The 23,689-nt window shown below is 67.0% G+C and carries 17 protein-coding genes; 12 read left to right on the forward strand and 5 right to left on the reverse strand.

The window, feature by feature from the left end; translation table 11 throughout:
* Nucleotides 1-103 precede the first annotated feature (103 nt).
* Complete coding sequence (locus ACFTSA_RS05365) at nt 104-1,837, reverse strand: flavin monoamine oxidase family protein (RefSeq protein ID WP_377950170.1); 1,734 nt, start codon at nt 1,835-1,837, stop codon at nt 104-106.
* 33 nt (nt 1,838-1,870) lie between these two features.
* A complete protein-coding gene (locus tag ACFTSA_RS05370) occupies nt 1,871-3,409 on the reverse strand; it encodes an amino acid permease (protein WP_377950172.1) in 1,539 nt (512 codons plus the stop codon).
* Nucleotides 3,410-3,511: 102 nt separating this feature from the next.
* Here ACFTSA_RS05370 and alr point away from each other — a divergent pair, with 102 nt between their 5' ends.
* Entirely contained in the window at nt 3,512-4,696 is a 1,185-nt protein-coding gene (gene alr, locus ACFTSA_RS05375) for an alanine racemase (RefSeq protein WP_377950173.1), read from the forward strand.
* Between the two features lie 38 nt (nt 4,697-4,734).
* Nucleotides 4,735-6,354, forward strand: a complete 1,620-nt coding sequence (locus tag ACFTSA_RS05380) for a helix-turn-helix domain-containing protein (protein ID WP_377950174.1) — start codon at nt 4,735-4,737, stop codon at nt 6,352-6,354.
* Here ACFTSA_RS05380 and ACFTSA_RS05385 read toward each other — a convergent pair.
* Nucleotides 6,351-7,142, reverse strand: a complete 792-nt coding sequence (locus tag ACFTSA_RS05385; RefSeq protein ID WP_377950238.1) for a nitrilase-related carbon-nitrogen hydrolase — start codon at nt 7,140-7,142, stop codon at nt 6,351-6,353. The two genes, ACFTSA_RS05380 and ACFTSA_RS05385, sit on opposite strands and share 4 nt — an antisense overlap.
* Nucleotides 7,143-7,366: 224 nt before the next feature.
* Between ACFTSA_RS05385 and ACFTSA_RS05390 the strand changes: the two genes are divergently transcribed.
* The 7 genes from ACFTSA_RS05390 (at nt 7,367) to ACFTSA_RS05420 (ending at nt 16,435) form a co-directional block, all read left to right on the forward strand.
* Nucleotides 7,367-8,557 (forward strand): ROK family transcriptional regulator, encoded by a 1,191-nt coding sequence (locus tag ACFTSA_RS05390; protein ID WP_354262019.1) that lies wholly within the window; start codon nt 7,367-7,369, stop codon nt 8,555-8,557.
* Between the two features lie 130 nt (nt 8,558-8,687).
* The gene (mmsA, locus tag ACFTSA_RS05395; protein ID WP_377950175.1) at nt 8,688-10,292 is read left to right on the forward strand and encodes a multiple monosaccharide ABC transporter ATP-binding protein; all 1,605 of its coding nucleotides are present in this window, start codon (nt 8,688-8,690) and stop codon (nt 10,290-10,292) included.
* Nucleotides 10,289-11,566 carry a multiple monosaccharide ABC transporter permease gene (gene mmsB / locus ACFTSA_RS05400; protein ID WP_377950176.1) on the forward strand — a complete coding sequence of 426 codons (1,278 nt, stop codon included), beginning with the start codon at nt 10,289-10,291 and terminating at the stop codon, nt 11,564-11,566. Before mmsA ends, mmsB begins: the two co-directional genes overlap by 4 nt.
* Before the next feature lie 54 nt (nt 11,567-11,620).
* The gene (locus ACFTSA_RS05405) at nt 11,621-12,721 is read left to right on the forward strand and encodes a sugar-binding protein (RefSeq protein ID WP_331571565.1); all 1,101 of its coding nucleotides are present in this window, start codon (nt 11,621-11,623) and stop codon (nt 12,719-12,721) included.
* 280 nt (nt 12,722-13,001) lie between these two features.
* Nucleotides 13,002-14,465, forward strand: coding sequence for an ABC transporter permease (locus ACFTSA_RS05410; protein ID WP_377950178.1), 1,464 nt, complete (start codon nt 13,002-13,004; stop codon nt 14,463-14,465).
* A 2-nt stretch (nt 14,466-14,467) separates the two neighbouring features.
* Nucleotides 14,468-15,190, forward strand: a complete 723-nt coding sequence (locus ACFTSA_RS05415) for an ABC transporter ATP-binding protein (RefSeq protein WP_377950179.1) — start codon at nt 14,468-14,470, stop codon at nt 15,188-15,190.
* A gap of 174 nt (nt 15,191-15,364) precedes the next feature.
* Entirely contained in the window at nt 15,365-16,435 is a 1,071-nt protein-coding gene (locus ACFTSA_RS05420; protein WP_377950180.1) for a Gfo/Idh/MocA family protein, read from the forward strand.
* A 578-nt stretch (nt 16,436-17,013) separates the two neighbouring features.
* Here ACFTSA_RS05420 and ACFTSA_RS05425 read toward each other — a convergent pair.
* Complete coding sequence (locus ACFTSA_RS05425; RefSeq protein WP_377950181.1) at nt 17,014-17,247, reverse strand: hypothetical protein; 234 nt, start codon at nt 17,245-17,247, stop codon at nt 17,014-17,016.
* A 588-nt stretch (nt 17,248-17,835) separates the two neighbouring features.
* Between ACFTSA_RS05425 and ACFTSA_RS05430 the strand changes: the two genes are divergently transcribed.
* The 3 genes from ACFTSA_RS05430 (at nt 17,836) to ACFTSA_RS05440 (ending at nt 21,284) form a co-directional block, all read left to right on the forward strand.
* A complete protein-coding gene (locus ACFTSA_RS05430; protein ID WP_377950183.1) occupies nt 17,836-19,281 on the forward strand; it encodes a hypothetical protein in 1,446 nt (481 codons plus the stop codon).
* A gap of 252 nt (nt 19,282-19,533) precedes the next feature.
* Nucleotides 19,534-20,769 carry a protein kinase gene (locus tag ACFTSA_RS05435; RefSeq protein WP_377950184.1) on the forward strand — a complete coding sequence of 412 codons (1,236 nt, stop codon included), beginning with the start codon at nt 19,534-19,536 and terminating at the stop codon, nt 20,767-20,769.
* Entirely contained in the window at nt 20,766-21,284 is a 519-nt protein-coding gene (locus tag ACFTSA_RS05440) for a mucin-associated surface protein (protein ID WP_377950185.1), read from the forward strand. Before ACFTSA_RS05435 ends, ACFTSA_RS05440 begins: the two co-directional genes overlap by 4 nt.
* A 64-nt stretch (nt 21,285-21,348) precedes the next feature.
* Here ACFTSA_RS05440 and ACFTSA_RS05445 read toward each other — a convergent pair whose 3' ends face one another.
* Complete coding sequence (locus ACFTSA_RS05445) at nt 21,349-23,565, reverse strand: catalase (protein ID WP_377950186.1); 2,217 nt, start codon at nt 23,563-23,565, stop codon at nt 21,349-21,351.
* Nucleotides 23,566-23,689: the final 124 nt, after the last annotated feature.

Consider the following 23,689-nt stretch of genomic DNA (forward strand, 5'->3'; position numbering starts at 1 on the left):
TCCGGCGCCAGGACGCCAAGACGGTCCGGGGACACGCGAAGTCGGGTGTCCCCGGACCGTTGGCGTGTCCCAGCACCGTTCCGACGTCGCCGGCCAGCCCGGCTCAGTCCAGGCTGATCGGGCCCAACTCGTCCAGCAGGTCTCCCGGGCCCGGGTTGCCGGGTACCGATGAGCCGCCGAGGTGGTTCACCACGCCCCATACTGCGTTCAAGCCGGTGGTCACGGCGCCCTCGGCCCAGCCGGCGGTGAAGGACACGTCGTCGCCGGCGAGGAAGATGCCGCGCTGGTCCGCCGGCAGCTTGTCCTGCTTGAAGTGGGTGAACAGCCGCTGCTGGTAGCGGTAGTGGCCGGGCAGGTTCGCCTTGAAGGCGCCCATGAAGTTGGGGTCGGCCTCCCAGGAAACGGTGATCGGCTGGCCCACGATGTGGCTGGCGATGTCCACGCCGGGGTAGATCTGCTCAAGGGAGTGCAGCATCAGCTCCACGCGTTCGTCGGCGTCGAGCGCCAGCCACTTCAGCGCGTCGTCGTTCCAGGTGTAGGACAGCAGGATCACGGCGGGCTGGTCCGGCCCGTTGTCCAGCAGGTAGGTGGCGCGGTTGAGCCGGTCCGTGAGCGTCATGGACAGCACGTCCCTGCCGGTTTCCGGATCGATGTCCTTCCAGAACGGCCGGTCCACCATCACGAACGTCTTTGACGACTGCATGTAGTGCGAGCGCTCGATCGCAGTCCACAGCTCCGCCGGGAACAGCGCCTCCTCGGTGTGGATCCGGGTGGACAGCAGCCACGACTGGCAGGTGGTGACCACGGCCGGGTAGGAGGCTTCCCTCCCCCAGCGCTCCCGGATCCGGAGGTTGCCGTCGCCGTCCCGGCTGATCCGTTCCACGGCTCCGCGCGGGGAACCGGAGTGCAGGGACGCCAGGGACGTCCCGTCCGGCCAGTGCACCATGCCCGACGGCGCGTGGCGCCAGAGTGCCTCCGGGAGCCTTTGCGCTCCCCCGGCGATGAGCCGGTGCTGGTCGTCGGCGTCGGTGTAGACGACGCGGAGGATTTCCAGGATGGAGTTGGGGAAGTCGGTGTCCCAGCCGCCGGTGCCGAAGCCGACCTGGCCGAACGCCTCGCGGTGCGCGAAGCCCGCCTTCCGGAACGCCTGGCTGCCGGCGATGAAGCCGTAAAACGTCTCCTCGTCGAGCTCGGGCAGAAGCTCGTTCCACAGCTCCTTGATCCGGGCGGTGTCCCGCGCCCGGATAGCCTCCTGCATCTGGGTGAACTGCGCGCCGTCGTTCACGGCCGCTTTCCAGGCGTCGGCCACTTCGCGGAAGAACGGCGGCAGGTCCGCCGACGTGGCGGCGTAATGCTTCTGCCCCGCCAGCTCGATCACGGTGCTGGAGGTGGCCGGGGCGAGCGGGTTGGGGAAGTCCTGCGTCTCCAGCCCCAGCAGGTCCACATAGTGGTAGAACGCCTTGCCGGAAACCGGGAACCGCATGCCGCCCAGATCCGCCACCACATCCGGGGCCGCGGGGAAGCTGGCTGTGCGCAGCCGCCCGCCGAGCTGGTCAGCCTCGTAGAGCACCGGACGCAGCCCGAGCTTCATCAGTTCGTAGGCCGTCACCAGCCCGGACAGCCCTGCGCCCACCACGGCGACTTCGGTGCCGTGCAGTTCCGGCGGGACCGTACCCAGTCCGTCCGGGTGGGACAGGTAGTGGTCATAGCTGAACGGGAAGTCCGGGTTCAGCATGGTCACCGGGGCCTGGTCCGGCGCGCCTGCCCCGGCAGGGCCGGGCGCGGTGGCGACGGCGCTGGACGGGTCTGATGCGGGCAGTTCGGTAGCGGTTGTCATGGAAGGTCTGTCTCCGTGGTCTCGTGTGTTGTCTTACTGGTGGGGGATGGTCTGTTCAGCGGATGCGGGAGCATGGGAAAAGTTGCGGCCGGATAGTTCACGGTATTCCTCCTGCCCCAATGCGGCCACCCGCGAGTGCCGCCGGCCGTAGCCGAAGTACGCGGCCACTCCCACGAGCATCCAGATCCCGAAGGTCACCCACGTTTCGGCGCTCAGGTTGGCCATCAGGTAGACGCACATCAGCGCGCCCAGGATCGGTGTCAGCGGGAAGAGCGGAACCCGGAAGGTCCGCCTGAGCTCGGGCCGGGTGCGGCGGAGATGGATGACCGCCAGGTTCACCAGGGCGAAGGCGAAGAGGGTGCCGATGCTGGTGGCGTCCGCGAGCGCGCCCAGCGGGACCAGCCCGGCGGTGAGGGCGACGGCGGTCCCCACGATCAGCGTTCCGGCCATCGGCGTGCCGGTGCGGCCGGAGACGCGGCCAAAGATGCGGGGAACCAGCCCGTCGCGGGACATGGACAGCAGGATGCGGGTCTGCCCGTAGAGGACGGTCAGCACGATGCTGGCGATGGCGAGCACAGCGCCGACGGCGAACACCAGCGCGATCCACGGCTGGCCGGTGATTTCCTCCAGGATCTTCACCAGTGCAGCCTCGGTGCCGTCGAACCAGCCCCACGGGCGGGCGCCGATTGCTGCGACCGAGACGAGCACGTAAATGGTGGTGACGATCAGCATGGACAGCATGATGGCCCGGGGAAGGTCGCGCTTGGGATTGCGGGCTTCCTCGCCCGCGGTGGAGGCAGCGTCGAAGCCAATGTACGAGAAGAACACCCGGGAGGCCGCTGCCGAAACGCCCGCGGCCCCCATCGGCAGGAGCGGCTCGAAGTGGCCACCGTTGAACGCGGTGAAGGCCACGGCGCAGAAGAAGACCAGGATGCCCACCTTGATGAGCACGATCGCGGTGTTGATCCACGCGCTTTCCTTGGCGCCGCGGACCAGCAGGACCATGGCAAGCACCACGATCGCCATGGCCGGGACGTTGACCAGGCCGCCGTCGCCCGGGGGCTGCGACACCCCGTCCGGCAGGGCCAGTCCGAAGACGCCCAGCGTTTCGTTGACGTACTGGCCGGCGCCCACCGCCACCGCCGCGACGGAAACCGCGTATTCGAGTACCAGGCACCAGCCGCAGATCCAGGCCATGCCCTCGCCCATGGTGGCGTAAGTGTAGGAGTAGCTGGAGCCAGCTGCAGGCACCAGTCCGGCCATTTCGGCGTAAGACACGGCGGAGAGCAGCGCGGCCAGGCCGGCGATGGCGAACGAGATCCAGATGGCCGGTCCGGCCAGCGGCACTGACTCACCCAGGATCACCAGGATGCCGGTGCCGAGGGTGGCACCCACGCTGATCATCGTCAGTTGCACGACCCCGAAGCTGCGGACCAGGCGGGTTCCGCCATGGCCCGATTCGGCTTCCTGGACCATCTGTCCGATCGGCTTGCGGCGAAGCAGCTGGGCTGCCAGTCCGGGCCGGCCGGCCTGCAGCGGTGGCCGCTCTCCTGCTTGGGTGGGCACAGTCATCGTTGACGTCCGTTCGTGGGTAGTTGGGGGCTTTCCGTGACTCCAGCCTAGGCGTGTGAGCCGGATCTCACCGTTGTGCAAAATGACCTATAGTGTTCTGGCATGAGACGTAATGCACAACAGACAGGCACCCCCCAAGCGGTGCTTTCCGGGCAGGTCAGCGTTGATCTGTCCGCCATTTCAGACAACGTCCGGGCCCTCCGGGCACTCACGCCGGCGCCGCATTTCATGGCCGTGGTGAAGGGAAACGGTTACGGCCACGGCCTGATCGACGTGGCCCGGGCAGCCCTCGCCGCCGGCGCCGACTGGCTGGGAACCGCGCAGCTCACCGAGGCCCTTGCGCTGCGCCAGGCCGGCATCACTGCACCGGTGCTGTCGTGGCTGTACCTCGCCACCGCGTCAAGCGAAACGATCCGCGAGGCAGTCAGCCACGAGGTCGACATCTCCCTGGGCAGCGTCACGCAACTGGATATCGTGGCGGGCATCGCGCGATCCCTGGGGCAGCCCGCGGCCGTCCACCTCGAACTGGACAGCGGCCTGAGCCGTGGCGGCGCGCGGGCCGAGGACTGGGCCGGTCTGGTGGCGGCGGCGCGGGAGGCGGAACTCGCAGGGCACCTGGTGGTGCGCGGCATCTGGACCCACCTGGCATGGGCCGACGTTCCCGCCCACCCGGGAAACGCGGCCGCGGTAGATGCGTTCGAGGCGGCCGTCGGCCAGGCGCGCGAGGCAGGACTTGACCCCCAACTGCGCCACGTTTCGAGTTCGGCGAACATCCTGGACCGGCCGGAATTTGCCTTCGACATGGTGCGGGCGGGCCTGGCCATCTATGGCCTCGCCCCGGCGGACCACCTGGATCCTGCCGATTACGGGCTCCGGCCCGCCCTGTCGGTGACCGCCCCCGTGGTGCTGGTGAAGAAAGTTCCCGCCGGCACCGGCGTCAGCTATGAGCACCAGGCCATCACCCACGAGCCGAGGTCCCTCGCGCTGATCCCGCTGGGCTACGCCGACGGCATCCCGAAAGGCATTTCCGGCCGGAGCGTGGTGCAGCTGGGCGGTAGACGGGTGCCCGTGATCGGCAAGGTTTGCATGGACCAGTTCATGGTGGATCTGGGTCCGGAGCCCGGCGGCGTCAGCGTTGGTGACACGGCCGTCCTGTTCGGCGATCCCCGGAGCGGGGCCGCGAGCGCCGATGAGTGGGGTGCCGCGATCGGAAGCCACGGCGACGAGATCATCAACAGGATCGCACCGCGCCTGCCCCGGGCCTACCGCCTGCCGCAGGCACAATGAGTGCCCGGATTACGAGGAGCCGGGGGACGGGGCGCCGGATGTCGCCTGAGGCGGGGACGCGGACGGTCCCGGGAGCCAGTGCGGCGGCGGAGCGGCTGAGCGTCGTCACCCTGGAACAGTTCCTGGCGAAGCTGCCGCCGGAGCTCACCGTTCTTCACGACGGCGGCAACGGTTCGGGACTGCTGCGGTGGGTTGAGCCGAGCGAACTGGAGGACCCCACACCGTACCTGCTCGACGGCGAATTCCTCCTCACGGCAGGTTTGCCCTTCGTTGGCGACGCGGGTGATGCCTCCCGGGTTGACGCCTACGTGGGGCGCCTGGTGAACGCCCGGGTGGGGGCCCTGGGCTTTGGCCTGGAACCGTACTTCAGCGCGGTGCCGGACACTGTGGTGGAAGCCTGTGTCCGCCACAACCTGACCCTGGTGAAAGTGCCCAGCACGGTCCCGTTCGCTGCCATCGGGCTCGAGTTCTCCCAGCTCCTGGAGTCGGAGAACGCGAAGGTGTTCCGCCACCTCGCGGACACGAACCGGCAGCTGATGCGCGCCGTCCTGTCCGCCCGGCCCGAACATGAGCTCCTGGCCGCGCTGGTCCAGCGGGTCCCCGTCTGGGCAATGCTGGTCGGCGCGGACGGGCGGGTGCGCGCCCGGGCTGGCTCCGGCGTGGAGGCCGCCACCCTGCAGCCGCTGCTGGACAGGCTGCTGGGTGGCAGCGGGCCGCGGGTGGAGATGGATACGTTCAATGTGCCTGGATCAGCGCTCGTCTTCGGCCACCCGCTGCGCAGCACCCGCGACGCCAACCTTGGCGCGCTGGTGCTGGGCACTGGTGCGCCTCTGACTCCGGCGCAAAACAGCGTGGTCTCCTCCGCGGTCGGACTCCTTGAGCTGCTGGTCCGGCAACGGACCAGCGGCTCCCTGGCACCGAGCCAGCTGGCGACGTCCCTGCTGCTTCACCCGGACAGTCTCGCCGCCGGCGGGGCGCGGCACATCAACGGGCTCAGGGACCTGCTGGCCCAAAGCACTTCCTCCACGCGCTCCGGCCCCTTGCGCGTCGTGCAGGGAACAAGGGTGGGGCAGACAGCCGGACGGACCGCGGAAAGCCCGGTGCGGGAGCTGCTGCAATGGCGCCGCCTGTTCGACACCAAGCTCGTGGAGCTCACTGACTACGGTTTCGCCGCCATCACCCGGCTCAAGGTGGACGACACACTGCTGGCTGACGTGGAGAAGCTCGGCTGGCGGCTGGTCATCGGCGACCCCAGCGAGCTCACCGACCTGAGCAGCGCCTACCAGCGGGTGACGGCCCTGCGGCAAAGAGTCCAGAGCACCGGCAAGAGCGCCCGGGTGGGTGAAGTGACATGGACGGTCGCAGGACTGCTGGGCCAGGAAGCCGGAACCATGCTGGCCGGCCGGTTGTTGGAGCCGCTGCTCAGCCAGGACAGCGACCGCCGGACCGCATATTTGTCCGTACTGAGGGCGTGGCTTGGCGAGAACGGGAACTGGGATGCAACCGCCAAGGCGCTGGGACTGCACCGCAACAGCGTCCGGCGGCAGATCAATGCCGTGGCCGAACTCTTGGACAGCGACCTGAACCAGGCGCAGGTCCGGGCCGAACTCTGGATTGCGCTGCAGTACGTGGACGAGCTGCCGGCCGGCCCCGACTAAGGCCGTCCGGTCCCGTCCCAGGCGCGGTAAACATCCGGCCGGCGTTCGCGCAGGTAGGGCACCGCGTCCCTCGCCAGCCGGGCGGCCTCGGCGCTGACCTCGGCGAACAGCAGTTCCGGGCCTGGACCCGCGGCGGCGAGCAGTTCGCCGTCGGGGCCGGCAATGACGCTTCCGCCGAGGAAGGTGCAGCCGTCCTCGTCCCCGGAGTGGTTGGCGTAGGCCACGGTCAGCTGGCTCTCCAGTGCGCGGGCCCGCAGCAGCACCTGCGGCACCGATTCGAAGCCGTGGGCCAGCGCCGTGGGAACCAGGAGCAGGTCGGCCCCGGCCGTGGCGGCGGCGCGCACGGTTTCGGGAAATTCCACGTCGTAGCAAATGGCCAACGAGGTTTTGACGCCGCCCAGATCGACGACGGCGGGAGCTGCTTCCGCGGGGCTGAACGCCTTGCGCTCCTCCGGGCCAAAGAGGTGGACCTTGGCGTAGGTCAGCAGTTCGTCTCCGCCGTTGTCCAGGAGCGTCGCGGTGATCTGCCACTGCCCCTCGGCCGTAACGGCGGGCAGGCTGTAGACCAGGGCGACCCGATGCGTGGCCGCGATGCCGGCAAGGGTGCGCCGGATGCCGGGCAGCGCCTGAGGGTCCAGCTCCGCCCTGACCCGGAGCGGGGCGTAGCCCACCGGGAAAAGCTCGGGGGTCAGGAGCACCGCGGCGCCTGCCTCCGCGGCGGTTTGAGCCGCGCGGTCGATGGCTGCGCAGTTCCGTTCAATGTCCAAAACACTGGAGTTCGCCTGCATCAGCGCCAGCTTCACCGTGATCACCTCAAGTCTTCGTGGACGTCCGCCCAACACCGGACGCCGTTTCACTCAGCGTATCCGTGGCGGCGGCGTCCGAACCGGTCCATTTGCACCGCCCCGCGCCGCCCCCGGGACAGATTGCCCGGCACCTTCGCCCTTCCGCATGCCGCGAGCTTGTGTTAACTTCTTGACTACAAGGCCGCCGATGGTGCAATGTTCATTTCATGCCCTCACCATCGCGCTCAACGAGGAGCCGAACCAAAAACCCCGGGTCGCAATCAGCCCTCCGGCACCTGAACCAGCAGCGGATCATTGAATGCCTGCTCAACGGCCCGTCGACCCAGGCGGAGCTGGCTCGGCAGACGGGGCTGTCCACCGCGACAGTGTCCAACATCGTCAAGATCATGCAGGATTCGGGCCTGGCCTCCACCGAGCCGACCACCAGTTCCGGGCGGCGCGCACTCAACGTCCGGCTCAACAGCAACGGCGCCGTGGCGGTGGGCATCGACTTCGGCCGACGGCACCTGCGGGTGGTTCTGGCCTCGCTCAGTTACCACATCATCGCCGAGGAATCCGTGCTCCTGCCCCTCGGCCACCAGGCCGAGCAGGGCATCCAGGCGGCCGTCGCCCTGCTCGACAAACTGCTGGCGGACAGCGGGGTGGAGCGCACCGCAGTGGTGGGTGCCGGCGTCGGAATCCCCGGCCCCATCGATCGCCGGACCAGCACCGTGGCACAGGGGGCGATTCTCCCCGAGTGGGTGGGCATCGACATCCAGGAACGCCTCGAAGAGGCGTTCCAGTTCCCCATATTCATTGACAATGACTCGAATCTGGGCGCCCTGTCCGAGGTCACCTGGGGACCGCACAGCGGCATCAGCAACCTGCTTTTTATGAAGATCGGCTCCGGTATTGGCGCGGGCCTGATCCTCAATGGCAACCCGTACTACGGCAACGTCGGGATCACCGGGGAAATCGGCCACGCGACCATCCACGAACACGGCCTGATCTGCCGCTGCGGCAACAGGGGGTGCCTGGAAACCATCGCCTCCACCACCACCATGATCGAGCTGCTGAGCCGCGGCGAGGAGCGTCCGCTTACGCCCGAAGACATCGTCCGCAAGGCCCTGGCAAGGGATGCGGCCACCCTGCGCGTGGTGGATGACGCGGGCCTCGCAGTGGGCCGGGCGCTGGGAAATGTAGCCAACCTGATCAACCCCGAAGTCATCGTGGTGGGCGGCCCGCTGGCGGGGCTGGGCGACATCCTGCTGGATCCCATCCGGCGCGGACTGGTGCGCCACGCCGTGCCCGTCATCGGTGAGACCACCACCCTGACAATGTCCTCGCTGAACGACCGCGCGGAGGCCCTCGGGGCCGCGTCACTGGTCTTCCAGCATGCCGGAATCCGGCGCACGTAAGCGTTTCGTTATCCCGCCGTTGCGTTAAAGACTTGACGACAATGGCATGCTCCATCTACTTTTTTCATCAGACGGCCCTGTGGTTTGCAGGGAAGACAACGAAGTCAATACATTGGAGGCGTAAGGGCATATGACGTCCCTCAACACGCAGAGCGAGCCGATTCTCCTGGAGATGCGCTCCATCACCAAGGAATTTCCCGGCGTTAAAGCGTTGTCCGATGTGAGCCTGGTGGTGAAGGCCGGGGAAATCCACGCGATCTGCGGCGAAAACGGCGCCGGTAAGTCCACGCTCATGAAGGTCCTCTCCGGCGTGTACCCCTTCGGCAGCTACAACGGCGACATCGTGTACCAGAACGAGGTTCAGCAGTTCAAGGACATCCGTGCCAGCGAACACGCGGGCATCGTGATCATCCACCAGGAGCTGGCGCTCATCCCGGAGCTCTCCATCACGGAGAACATCTTCCTGGGCAACGAACCGGTCAAACGCGGTGTGATCGACTGGGCCGAGGCCCGCACCCGGACCCGCGAGCTGCTTGCCCGGGTGGGTTTGCGGGAGGACCCTGACACTCCCGTCAAGGAAATCGGCGTCGGCAAGCAGCAGCTGGTGGAGATCGCCAAGGCGCTGAACAAGTCCGTGAAGCTCCTCATCCTGGACGAGCCCACCGCCGCGCTGAACGAGTCCGACTCCCAGCACCTGCTGGACCTGATCCTGGGCCTGAAGGGCCGCGGCATCACGTCCATCATCATTTCCCACAAGCTCAATGAGATCGAGCAGATCGCGGACTCCATCACCATCATCCGCGACGGCAAGTCGATCGAGACGCTCAATGTGAAGGCCGACGGCGTCGACGAGGACCGCATCATCAAGGGCATGGTGGGCCGCACCCTGGAGTCACGGTTCCCAGACCACGAACCCAAGATCGGCGACGTGCTGTTCGAGGTCAAGGGCTGGACCGTCGGGCACCCGCAGGTCCAGGACCGGCTGGTCTGCAAGGGCTCCAACTTCTTTGTCCGGCGCGGCGAGATCGTCGGCTTCGCCGGGCTGATGGGCGCCGGCCGCACCGAACTGGCACGGTCGGTGTTCGGCCGTTCCTATGGCCGCTTCATCAGCGGCCATATCTACAAGGACGGCAAGGAACTCCAGCTGAAGAACGTCAAGCAGGCCATCGACGCCGGCCTGGGCTACGTCACGGAGGACAGGAAATCCCTCGGCCTGAACCTGCTGGATGACATCAAGACCACCACCGTCTCGGCCGCGCTGCACAAGATCAGCAAGCGCTTCGTCGTGGATGCCAACAAGGAATTCACCGTGGCTGAGCAGTACCGCAAGTCCCTGCGGACCAAGACGCCGTCCGTGGAGGAGGGCGTGGCCAAGCTGTCGGGCGGGAACCAGCAGAAGGTGGTCCTGGCGAAGTGGATGTTCACGGACCCGGACCTGCTGATCCTGGACGAACCCACCCGCGGCATTGACGTCGGCGCCAAGTATGAGATCTACGGGATCATCCAGCAACTGGCCAACCAGGGCAAGGGCGTCATCGTGATCTCCTCCGAGCTGCCCGAACTGCTCGGCCTCTCTGACCGGATCTACACCATCTTTGAGGGCGCCATCACCGGAGTCCTGGACAAAGACGACGCCAGCCAGGAAAGCCTCATGAAACTCATGACTTCCGCCCGAAAAACGCCTGACCCTCTGGAAACACTCCAGAACCTTCCAGAACAAGGACTGACAAAATGAACGCGCTCAAGAAGCTGTTTGGCGGCAATACCCGCCAATTCGGCATGATCTTCGCCCTGGTCGCCCTGATCATTTTCTTCCAATTCGCCACGGCGGGCCGCACGCTGACGCCCGGAAACGTGATCAACCTCTTCAATGGCAACTCCTACATCCTGATCCTGGCCATCGGCATGGTGCTCGTGATCATCGCCGGCCACATCGACCTGTCGGTCGGATCCGTGGCTGCTTTCGTCGGCGTCACGGTGGCCCTGATCATGCAGGACTGGAACGTTCCCTGGTACGCCGGCATTCTGCTGGGCCTCGTCTTGGGTGCCCTGATCGGGGCCTGGCAAGGGTTCTGGACCGCCTATGTGGGCATCCCCGCGTTCATCGTGACGCTGGCCGGCATGCTCCTGTTCCGCGGCTTCAACCAGTTCGTCGGCAAGTCCAACACCATCCCCGTCCCGGCGGACTTCCAGTACATCGGATCCGGCTACCTGCCCGAGGTGGGCCCCAGCACCGGCTACAACAACCTGACCCTGCTGCTCGGCCTCCTGGCCGTCGCGTTCGTGATCTTCGGCGAGCTCCGCGCGCGCCGCACCGCCAAGGCCCTCGGCGCCGAAGTCCCCGAAGGCTGGGTGATGATCACCAAACTGGTGCTGGTCTGCGGTGCCATTCTTTACGCGACGTACCTGTTCGCCACCGGCCGGCCGGGCACGTCCTTCCCCATCCCGGGCCTGATCCTGGCCGTCCTGGTGCTCATCTACGGCTTCATCGCCTCCAAGACCGTCGTCGGCCGCCACATCTACGCCGTGGGCGGCAACCGCCACGCGGCCGAGCTCTCCGGCGTCCAGTCGAAGAAGGTCAACTTCCTGGTGATGATGAACATGTCCATCCTGGCCGGCCTCGCCGGCATGATCTTCGTCGGCCGCTCCACCGCGTCCGGTCCGTTCGACGGCGTGGGCTGGGAACTCGACGCCATCGCGGCCGTGTTCATCGGCGGCGCAGCGGTCACCGGCGGCGTGGGCACCGTGATCGGCTCGATCGTCGGTGGCCTGGTCATGGCTGTGCTCAACAACGGCCTGCAGCTCCTGGGCGTCGGCGCCGACCTGACCCAGATCATCAAGGGCCTGGTCCTGCTGGTCGCCGTCGCCTTCGACGTCTACAACAAGAGCCAGGGCAAGCGCTCCATCATCGGCATGCTGACCCAAAGCTTCAACCGCCCCAGCGGGGGCACCGCACTCCAGCCGGACGAAGTGACCTCCACGAAGGAAACCATCTCCCGGGAAGCCTGAGCACCGCTGCTCCCCGGATGCATTTCCCACCCCTATAGAAAGTGAATCGAGCACATGCGAATGATTGGTAAGGCAGGAAAGGCGGCAGCAATCGCTGCCATTGCGGCACTGGCGCTGACAGCCTGCGGCCGTTCAGACAGCGGCACAACGAGCGGCGGCAGTTCCGGCGGCGAGGCCTTCCCCAAGGACTCAGCCATCGGCGTCGCGCTTCCGCAGAAGACCAGCGAGAACTGGGTGCTTGCCGAGAAGCTGTTCAACGACGGACTCAGCCAGGCGGGGTTCAAGCCGGACGTCCAGTTCGCCAATGGCGGCGTCTCGGAGCAGCAGAACCAGATCAGCGCCATGATTACCAAGGGTGACAAGGTCATCATCGTCGGCGCGATCGACGGCGCGCAGCTCGGCACCCAGCTGAAGCAGGCCAAGGACGCCGGCGCCACCATCATCGCCTACGACCGGCTGCTGCTGAACACCCCGAACGTGGACTACTACGTGGCCTACGACAACTTCAAGGTAGGCGAGCTGCAGGGCAAGGCGCTGCTGGACGGCATGAAGGCCAAGAAGCCGAATGGCCCGTACAACGTTGAGCTCTTCGCCGGTTCCCCTGACGATGCCAACGCCAAGGTCTTCTTCGACGGCGCCATGAGCGTCCTGCAGCCGAAGATCGACGACGGCACCCTCAAGGTGCTCTCCGGCCAGAAGACCTTCGAGCAGGCCGTGACCCAGGGCTGGAAGGCAGAGAACGCCCAGAAGCGCATGGATACCCTGCTCGCAGGCACCTACACCAGCGCCGCGATCGATGGTGTCCTCTCCCCCAACGACACCCTGGCCCGCGCCATCCTGACGTCGGTGAAGGGTGCCGGCAAGCCGCTTCCGGTGGTTACCGGGCAGGACTCCGAGGTTGAATCGGTCAAGTCCATCATGGCCGGCGAGCAGTACTCCACCATCAACAAGGACACCCGCAAGCTCGTTGAGCACGCGATCGTCATGGTCAAGGACATCCAGGCAGGCAAGACGCCTGAGATCAACGACGACAAGTCCTACAACAACAAGGTCAAGACCGTTCCCGCCTACCTGCTGGAGCCGGTCATCGTGACCAAGGACAACGTCAAGACGGCCTACGTGGACGATCCGGTTCTCGGCCCGATCACCAAGTAACGCCGCAGACGCCGCAGGGCCCCGGCCCTCCCGCAAGTGACCAGTTCACCGGGGAGGGCCGGGGCTCTTCCGTTGCCACCCCACGCTCTCCCACTCCCTGCAACTCCTTCCCCCACGCTCTCTCACTCCCTGCAACTCCTGCCCCCACGCTCTATCACTTTTCGTGTATCCAAGCCTCACAGCGGAAACATAGGTTCGGCCCGTTTCCTGCACAGCAGCGGGCACCAGTGTGGGATCCGAGGCCGGCCAAATCCCCCGGCATGTGATCCCAAGGAGTGCAGTGAGCGTCCTCGCCCGAAGTGTAGGCAATGCGTTTAGAAACAAAGTCCGAACCGCCGCGGTTGTGGCCGTGCTGGCGGTCGCCATCGGACTGGCCTTGGCCATGCTGGTGGCCAATCAGGCCGTCGGGGCCAAAGTCCGGGAGCTGAACGCTTCGGTGGGGACGGTGCTGACGGTGAATCCGGCCGGCGGCCAGGGCTTCGAAGGCGGCGGCGAGCCGCTCACTGCCGACCAGGCGGCGACCGCAGCGGGCGTACCGAACGTGACCGCCGTCGTCGGAACCAAAGCACTGCGGCTGCGCAACGCGGCCGAAGCCGCCGCGCAGGCGGCAGCCGGCACCCAGACCGGCCCCGGCGGCGGGCAGGGCGGCCCCGGCGGCCAGACCACCACCACGCTGACCACCAGCCTCACCGCGGCCGTCGACGCCGGAACGCTCGGCGCGCGCAACCAGGACAGCACCGGAACCACGGGAAGCACCGGCACAACCGGAACCATTGGCACCACCGGGACCACGCAGCCGGCGCGTTCCCTTCCCATCACCGCCACCGGAACGGGTGCAGAGGTGGACAGCACCGGCAAGGCACTGACCTTGACCTCGGGCACCGGCCTGGGTGACTACACAAAGGAGTCCACCAAGGCGTTGCTGGGCACCACCCTCGCCGAAAAGAACAACCTTAAGGTGGGCTCCAGCTTCACCATCAACAGCAGGACCTTCACCGTCGCCGGGCTGTTCGACGCCGGCACCGCGTTCGGCAACAACGCACTCTACCTCACGCTCCCCACGGCCCAGACCCTGGCCGAATTGCCCGGCGAACTGTCCACGATGATCGTCACGGTGGACGGCATGGAGCACGTCGACGCCGCCAAGACGGCACTGCAGAACGCGCTCGGCACCGACAAGGCCGACGTCACGCAGGGCCAGCGCAACCTCGAAACAGCCGTCACCTCCCTGGACAGCGTCAAGAACATCTCCCTGGTGGCGTTCATCGCGGCACTGGGCACCGCAGGCCTGATCATCCTGCTGATCATGGTCATGCTGGTCCGCGAGCGCCGCCGTGAAATCGGTGTCCTCAAGGCCATCGGTGCACCAAACCGCACCATCGGCCTGCAATTCGTGCTCGAGGCCCTGGTCCTGGTGGCCCTCGGCAGCGTTGTGGGCGCCGTCATCGCCTCCTTCGCCAGCGGGGGCATCGCCTCCGCACTGGTCAGCTCCAGCACAAGCACGACGGCGGCCCCCGCCGGGCGCGGCGGCGGGTTCGCCGGCGGTGCCGGCGGATTCCCCGGAGGCCAGGGCGGGCCGTTCGGCGGCGCCTCCCAGCTGCTGACCTCCGTCACCGCCAGTGTGTCCCCCGAAATCCTTGCCGCCGGCATCGCGGCAGTGTTCGGCGTCGCCACCATCGGCGCCCTGGTTCCAGCCCTGCTCACCGCCCGCATCCGCCCCATCGAAGTCCTCCGAGGAGAATAGCCATGATTGAAGTCAAGGATCTGGTCCGCACGTTCAAGTCCGGCGACCGCACCATCAAGCCGGTCAACGGCGTCACCTTCGAGCTGGATCAGGGCACGCTGGCCTCCATCGTCGGCAAGAGCGGCAGCGGCAAAAGCACGCTGCTCTCCCTCCTGGGCGCGCTGGACAAGCCCACCAGCGGAGACGTCGTCGTCAACGGCGTGAGCCTGGCGGGCATGCCGGACGGCAAGCTGACCGAGTACCGGCGCCGGGACATCGGCTTCGTGTTCCAGCAGTTCAACCTGGTCCCCAACCTCTCCGCGCTGGACAACGTCATGCTGCCCATGGAATTCGCCGGAGTGCGGAAGTCTGTCCGCACCGAGCGGGCACGGGCGCTGCTGGAGCAGGTGCAGCTCGACCCGGACAAGCACGGCCGTCACATCAACCGGCTCTCCGGCGGCGAGCAGCAGCGCGTGGCCATCGCCCGCGCCCTCGCCAACGAACCCAAGCTGATCCTCGCCGACGAGCCCACGGGCAACCTCGACGAGCAGACGGGCGAGCACATCATCGAACTGCTCAGCTCCCTCAGCCGAAACCACAACACCACCATCCTCGTGGTCACCCACGACCGCTCACTCGCCAACAAGACCGACAGGCGCTTCCGGCTCCAGCAGGGCAAGCTCACGGAGGAACCCGTCCACGGCCGCGCCGGAGAGCCGGCGGCGGCGCAGGCAGCGTCGGTGTAGCCGGCGGCGGTGTAGTTTGCACGGAAGGTGCGGGCTGGGCGAAACCCTCCCCCACCTTCCGCACGTTTCAACCCGACGCTCTATCACTTCCCGCAGGTTTTGAGCGAAACGCGCCCTCACCTTTTTCACAGCTTTTGATCGAGCGCTTCCCCACCCGGATGAGAGGATGGCGTCATGACGTCACCGATCGCCAAGCCGTGGCTCTTCAGCCAGTCCAACCAGGATCCCCTTGCCGCCACAGGCCGCCCGCTGCGGTGGGGCGTCATCGCCACCGGACGCATCGCCTCCCTGGTGGCGCAGGACCTGGCGCTTCTGGAAGACGCCGAACTATATGCCGTGAGTTCCCGCGCACAGCACACCGCAGAGGGCTTTGCGGGTGAGTTCGGCTTTGGAGTGGCGTACGGGGACGACGGCGGCCAGCACGGCTATGAGCGGCTCCTCGCCGATGATTCGGTGGACGTGGTCTACGTGTCCACGCCCCACGCACAGCACCACCGGGTGGTGCTGGCTGCGCTCCGGGCAGGCAAGCATGTGCTCTGCGAAAAGGCATTCACCATCAACGCCCGTGAGGCTGCCGAGCTGATCGACGTAGCCCGCGAAAAGAAGCTGTTCCTCATGGAGGCCGTCTGGAGCCGCTTCCTGCCCAGCATGCAACGGGCCTTCGACATCGCACATTCCGGCGAACTGGGAACCGTTCAGTGGGTCACGGCGGACCTTGGCTTTCCGGCGCCGTACTCCCCCACCGCCAGGCTGTGGGCCGTCCAGGACGGCGGCGGCGCGCTTCTGGACATCACCGTCTACCCGCTGCTGTGGGCCCTCGGCACCCTGGGTTTCCCGCAGACGGTCAGTGCCATGGGCACTTTGAACGACGACGGCGTGGACGCCCAGAATGCTCTCACGCTGGGCTACCACCGCGGCGCGCAGGCACAGCTCACCTCGTCCCTGCTGGCCCACGGCCCCCGCACCGCAACGGTTGCCGGCAGCCTGGGGTACCTGCAGACCCTCGGCTCCATCAACAACCCTAAAAAGCTGGTGGTGGGGATCGGGCAGGAAACGCCGCGGACGGAACACTTTGAGGTGACGGGACGGGGTTATACGTACGAACTTCGTGAGGTAACCCGGTGCATCCAGCAGGGCCTGACCGAGAGTCCCGTCATGCCCCTCGAGGACTCACTCAATACAATGCGGCTGTTCGACGGCGTGCGCGCCCAGCTCGGTGTCGCGTACCCCAACGATGCGCACTGAGCACCTCTTCGGGGCTTCATCGAATCGGAAGAATTATTCCCCCGGGTCTGGACTCTCACTTTGGGGCAGGCTTAGGCTGTAGACGATCGTCGATTGATTCGGTGAGCTGGGGGGTGTTAAGCATGACCATTGCGGCCTTGTCGTGGTCTGCCCTGCGCCCTCTGCGCCCGGTTCTGTTGGCAGGCGCCGCTGCTGTGGCCTGGCTGGCTGTTGCTGCCCCGGCCGCCGACGCCGATTCCCATCAGTCTGACCCGCTTGGCGGGAGTATTTCCTCGGCTGTCTCGTCCGTCGAAGGCAATGCTGACCGCGTGGCGGGGAGCGTTGGTGCGCTGGTCTCCTCCAAGGCCCATGAAGCCCAGGCCGATGCTCAGCCCGCACCCGCCATAGCACCCCTGCCTCTTCCAGCCGTTGATCCGGCGGCCTTGCCGGCGACAGTCGCGCCGGCCCCACAGCCTTCCGTTATTGCGGCTCCACCGGTGACTGCTGTCCCTTCCACGCCGGCGGCGACCACGCCTGTGGCCGTCGTTGCCCCGGTTGTGGCGGACGTTGTGGAGCCCGTTGACGGGGCCCTCGGCGGACTACCCGTTGGAGGGGCGCTTCCCGACGACACCGCGGCCGGGGTTACCGATCCCGTCGCCTCCGTGGCTGATGGAGTACTGACAGACACGGCCGAAGCCGTCGTTACGCCGGTGGCCGAGGTTGCTAAGCCCGTTGCCGAGTTCGTAAAACCAGTAGCGGACGCCGTGAGCCCGGTGGCCGAGGCTCTGCCTGTTGAGCTTCCCGTTGGGCCGGTCACCGATGTACTCACGCAAACACCTCCTCTGACCGCTCCGATTGTGGCGCCTGTCGCCGACGTCGTGGCGGGCACTGTCGCGGTTCCGGAAGGGCTACCTGCAGTTGGCCTAGCCGACACGGGGCGACCTTCCACAAGTCCAGCGGCGCCGCTTGGCTTTGTCGGCAGGCCCTCGGTGATGTCCGCCGGCCCTGCGCAGCCAGCCAGTGGCTCGACCCGTTTCAGCCACGCCCTTGCGCCGACAGCTGCCGCAGTTAACCGCGGGGGGTCTGCTCAGCAGATTCCTGCCGGCGGAGACTCCCCTTCGCGTGGAGACAACACACCGTCGCCCGAGGCACTTCTTCCATCGCCAGCTTCGGGCTCGGGCAGCGGCACGTCCTCTGCCGGCCCTTCCGCTTCTGCCGCCTGGCTGAACAGCCCCTTTGAATACCTGCCGCTCATGGGCTTTGTCCCCGTCAGCGGACCCCTTCAGCACGTTCCTTCGCCGGTGGCCATCGACCCCGGCTCCTCTCCTGACTAGTTGGGCCCTTTCTGCCTCCCTGCGGCAGACACACGGCCAATCAGGTTGCCATGAGCACCTGACAACAACTTTTCAGGAGACATCACAATGCACCAGACAATTCGCAGGGGCCTACTAGGCACCCTTTTTGCCGGAGGGTTACTTGCCCTCGGCGCGACCGCGGCGAGCGCCGCGGACACCACTGCTACGGGCGCGGTCAACGTCGCGTCTGAAACCGCTTCGGCGGACCTTAATGCTTCGACGTCGCTGGGTCTGCTGGGTGGCCCAGCGCCGTCGAATTCTTCCGCGGTCAGCGTTAATGCCGACCTCGACCTCAACGGCGGCACCTCGAACGGCAGCATTGCCGGTGTAGCACCGGCCTCGACGGCCCTGGTCGACGTAAACCTCGGCAGCACCGGAACCGGGACAGGAGCGGCCACCCCCGCGGCTGACGCAACCGCTGTGGTGGACGTAAACCTCGGCAACGCGGCGGGTACCGCCCCGGCTGCTCCCGCAGCGGCTGTGGCAGCCGCGGTGGACGTCAACCTCGGCAACACCGCAGTCACGGGAACAGACACCACCGTTCCCGCCGCCAACGTGGCCGCTGTTGCAGACGTCAACCTCGGCAACACCGCAGTCACGGGAACCAACACCACGGTTCCGGCCGCCGACGTTGCAGCGGCCCTCGACGTCAACCTCGGCAACACCGCAGTCACGGGAACTAACACCACCGTTCCCGCCGCCAACGTGGCCGCTGTTGCAGACGTCAACCTCGGCAACACGACCGGAACGGGTAGCATCGCGCCGGCCGCAGACGTTGCAGCCGCCCTCGACGTCAACCTCGGCAACACCGCAGTCACGGGAACAGACACCACCGTTCCCGCCACCGACGTAGCAGCCGCCCTCGACGTCAACCTCGGCAACACCGCAGTCACGGGAACAGACACCACCGTTCCCGCCACCGACGTAGCAGCCGCGGTCGACGTGAACCTCGGCAACACGGGTTCCCTGGGAACCGGCGCTGAAGGCACCGTCGACCTCGGGCTCGGCACGGGAACTGATGCATCGGTGGACCTGGGTATCGACTTGGGCATCGGCCTTGGCACAGGAACTGTGACGACGCCTCCCGCAACTGACCCGGGTGATGGAACCGGCAACGGCTCCGATCCGGGTGACGGAACGGGTAGCGACGGTACCGGAACGGGCACCGACGGCACCGGCACCACCGGAACCGACGGCACCGGAACGGGCACCGACGGCACCGACGGCACCGGCACCACCGGAACCGACGGCAACGGATCCGGCTCCGACACCACGGGCGGAGCCGCTACGGGCGCCGGCACCGAGACCACGACGGGTGCCGCTATCCTGCCCGCCGGCTCGGTGACCACTAGCGTCTCCGCAGCCGAGAGCACGGCAACCATGGGCAACGGAAACGTGGCCACCGCACAGCAGACGCTCGCCAACACCGGCGCCGACGCTGGACTGCTGCCCCTGGCCCTGGTTCTGCTCGCCATCGGTGCACTGCTGGTGATCCGGAGGAAGAAGGCGTAACAGTCCGGATCGAATCCGGACAGTAATAACCGCCACCGTCGGCGGTCCGCAACACGGCAGTCCTCGAGACTTCCTATGCCGGGCCGCCGGCGAAGGCGTGCCCGCAGGAGCGCCCTCCGCCGCACCGCAACCGGTCAGGCGTCAACCGGTCAGGCATCAGCCGGTCAGGCTCCCAGGAATCAGCCGGCGAACTCAATTACTAAGCACACGTATTATCCTTAACACCGAGCCCGAGCTGATAAGGACGGCAACGTGTTAGAAGAATCGCCCAGCGGGGTGACGACGGATGTACTGGGCGGACGCTACCGGCTGGGAGAGGTGATCGGCCGCGGCGGCATGTCGTGCGTCTACACGGCCAAAGACCAGAACTTGGGGCGGGACGTGGCCCTGAAATTGTTCGCCCCGCAGGCCGCAGATGCGGATGAACTCAAACGGCAGGAAGCCGAGATCAGGCTCTTGGCCACCCTGAACCACCCCAGCCTCGTAACCCTATTCGACGCCGGCGTGGATACCCGTGTGCCGGACCAGCCCAGGCCCTTCCTGACCATGGAACTCGTGGAGGGCCAGGATCTGCGCAGCCGCATCCGGCACAGCCGCGTTCCGCTCGATGAACTGTCCGTCATCGGCGCCGGGGTCGCCGACGCCCTTGCCTATGTCCACGGGCTGGGCATCATTCACCGCGACATCAAGCCGGCCAACATTCTCCTGGTCCAGGTTCGTCCCGGCGAGCCGGTGCGGCCCAAACTGACAGACTTCGGCATTGCGCGGATCGTGGACGGCACCCGGCTCACCGCCACCGGCACCATGGTAGGCACGGCAGCGTACCTGAGCCCGGAACAGGCCATGGGCTCGCCGCTTTCCCCCGCGTCCGACATCTATTCGCTGGGCCTCGTGCTGCTGGAATGCATCAAGGGCACCGTTGAGTACCCGGGCAGCGCCGTGGAATCGGCGGTTGCGCGGCTGCACCGGGCCCCGGAAATCCCTGACGACCTGCCCACGGAATGGCAGCACCTGCTGGCGTCCATGACCGCCCTCGAGCCGTTCGAACGACCCTCCGCTGCAGACCTGGAAGTGGCTCTCCGGCGCGCCCTCGTGTCGCCGGAGTCCGCCCCCGGAGACCTTGCCGAGGAGCACACCCGCGTACTCCCCGCGCTGCCGGCCCGGCCGCCGTCGATACTTCCTGCCGGGCTTTCCGAGACACTTTCCGAGACTCCCGAGCCTTCTGGGACGCATTCAACCGCCAAGACGACAGCCAAAACGCCGGGGCAGAAAATGCCGGCACGCCCGGACGGCCGGCCCGCCGCGACGAAGAGGCGCAGGCGCCTCCGGATCGGCGCAGCCCTTGCGACGGCCGTACTGCTGGGCGGAGCTGCCGCCGTCACCATCGCCGCGAACTCACCCGAAAAGCCCGACGTCGTCCCTTACCCCAGCGTGAGCGGCACCTTGGGTGACCATCTCGTGGAGCTACAAAGGAGCGTCGAACCATGAGCCCACGCCGGACACCGGCCGTGTGGCGCCGGGGTGCCGCCGTCCTGACCGGGTACGCATTGGCAGCGGCACTGGCCGGCTGCGCCGGCGCCGCCCCGGACCTCGAGGCTGACGCAGCTGCGAAGCTTCAGCAGCGGGTCCTCGAGGTCACCAAGTCTGCCGCGGAAAGCAACCCCGCCGCCGCCCTGAAATCCCTGGCCAGCCTGTCCTCCGCGCTGGATGCCGCGGCGGCCGCCGGGCAGGTTTCCTTCAAGCGACACCGAAGCATTACGGCGGCCATCAACTCCGTGCGGGCCGACCTCACGGCAGCCCAGGCAGCCAAGAACGCTGCTGCCAAGGCTGCCGCAGTGAAGGCCACGCCAGCCCCGAAGCCCTCACCGACGACTGCACCTGCTGTGGTGGTCCCGGCGCCCGCCCCCGCGCCGGCTCCCGCCAAAGTCGGAAAGCAGGCCAGTTCAGGCAAGAGCGGCCGGGAGGCAAACAAGGACAGGCATTCGGGCAAGAACAAGGGCTAGCCCCCGCCGGGGACCAGCCCTTGTTCTACGACCGTCAGGGCGTCTTTCGTCCTAATTTCGCCCGTCAGGCAGTTGCTGCCGGGAAACGCTCCCACGCACGGTGGGCTGCCAGCAGGTCCTGAATCTGCGGAACCACCTGCCCGGCGTTGTCGCCCAGAACCACGCCTGGCGCATCAGTCGGGATGCTGGCTGCATCCACGCCGGCGGAGCCAGAGCCCCACGCCCCGATGGCCTTGGCGTGACGGAAAGCCTCCGACAGCAGCAGTCCCACACGCGGATCCAACGAAACGCCGGGTACACCGGCTTTCGCGTCCAGCCCCTGATCGGCGTCGTCAGCAGGCGCCGAGGAGCCTGCCACGATGACGGCGTCGAACTCGGTGGAGCGGGCGGTGAGGTAGGTCCGCTGAACTGGGATCCCGCCGTCGTCCTCTCCCCCGAGCGTCCCGCCGGACGGGGCGATCACCAGCGGCACGATGCCGGCGTCGTCGAGCGCCTTGCGGGCGTCCCGGATGGCCTCGAGGTCGCTGGACTCATCCGCCACGATACCCACGACGCGGCCCGCGACCGGCCAGGTCCTCCCCAGCTGGGACACGGCGGGGCTGGGCTGGGCATCCGGCACATCCTCGGTGGCCTCGGGTGCGGGCATCCCCAGTCCCCGGGCCACGGCGGCACACAGCGAGGCATCGATGTTGGCCAGGGCGAGCAGCTGGCGCTCCCGGACCGGCTTCTCGTAGCACTTGCCGAGCTCAAACGTGTAGGCCTGGATCACGTGGTCCTGCTCCACCGGCGTGAGGCTCCGGAAGAACAACCGGGGCTGGCTGTAGTGGTCGTCGAAGGACGCCGGATTCTTCCGCTGCTTGATGGCCGCCGCCACCTCTTCCGGAACATCGACGAAGGCCCCAACGTCAGCCCCGGCCTTGAACGGGCAGCCGCCGTCGAGCGAATTGGGCCGGTAAGGCGCCACCCCGGCGTGGACGGCGGTCTGGTGCATGCCGTCGCGCAGCATGTCGTTCACCGGAGCCTGCGGACGGTTGATGGGTATCTGCGCGAAGTTCGGCCCGCCCAGTCGCGAGATCTGCGTGTCCAGGTAGGAGAACAGCCTGACCTGCAGCAGCGGATCGTTGGTGACGTCGATGCCCGGCACGAGGTGCCCGGGGTGGAAGGCCACCTGTTCCGTTTCCGCGAAGTAGTTGACCGGGTTGGCGTTGAGGGTCATCAGCCCGATCGGCTGGACCGGGGCCAGCTCCTCCGGCACGAACTTCGTTGGATCCAGCAGATCGATCCCTTCGAACATCTGGTCCTCAGTGTCCGGGAAGGTCTGGATGCCCAGCTCCCATTCCGGGTAGGCGCCGGCCTCGATCGCGTCGGCGAGGTCCCGACGGTGGAAGTCCGGATCCATGCCGTTGATGATCTGGGCCTCCTCCCAGACCAGGGAGTGCACGCCCTGCTTCGGCTTCCAGTGGAACTTGACCAGCGTGGTGGCACCCTCAGCATCGACCAAGCGAAAGGTGTGGACGCCAAAGCCCTCCATGGTCCGGTACGAACGCGGGATGCCCCGGTCGGACATGTTCCACATGGTGTGCGCCTGCGCCTCGGTGTGCAGGGATACGAAGTCCCAGAACGTGTCGTGGGCGCTCTGGGCCTGCGGAATTTCGCGGTCCGGGTGCGGCTTGGCGGCGTGCACGACGTCCGGGAACTTGATCCCGTCCTGGATGAAGAACACCGGGATGTTGTTGCCCACCAGGTCGTACGTTCCCTCGTCGGTGTAGAACTTGGTGGAGAACCCGCGGGTGTCCCGGACGGTGTCGGCGGAGCCGCGCGAGCCGAGGACCGTGGAGAACCTGACAAACACCGGTGTTTCCACGTCCTTGGCGAGGAAACCAGCGCGGGTGATGTTGGCGGCCGTGCCATAGGAACGGAACACGCCGTGGGCACCGGCACCGCGTGCATGAACCACGCGCTCGGGAATTCTCTCGTGGTCGAAGTGGGTGATCTTCTCGCGCAGGTGGTGGTCCTGCAGCAGGATCGGCCCCCGCGGCCCGGCCTTCAGCGAATGGTCGGTGTCCGGCAGCCGGGTGCCCTGCGCGGTGGTCAGGTACTGGCCGGACTGCGCCCGGGAGTGTTCCGGAGCGCCCGTGGGGCTGCCTGTCGGGGACACCGCTTCCGGCCCCTGCTGGTCCGGCTTGGGCGGCAACGGTTCCCTTGGGTTGGTGGGTTCGTCGACGGCGGGCTGCTCGCCTGCCGGGGCTCCCGGAATGTTGATTGCTGATTCTTCAGGCACAGAGATGATCCTTTCCGAAGCGGGGGCCTAACCGGACTCGGCCGTGGCGCCGGGCGCGCGACCAAAAGATAAGCCTGCTTAGTACCCTACGAAAACCGGCGGTATCCTCACAACCGCGGGCCGA

Origin of the sequence: Arthrobacter sp. NPDC057013 (genome assembly GCF_042674585.1) — a bacterium.
Lineage (GTDB): Bacteria > Actinomycetota > Actinomycetes > Actinomycetales > Micrococcaceae > Arthrobacter.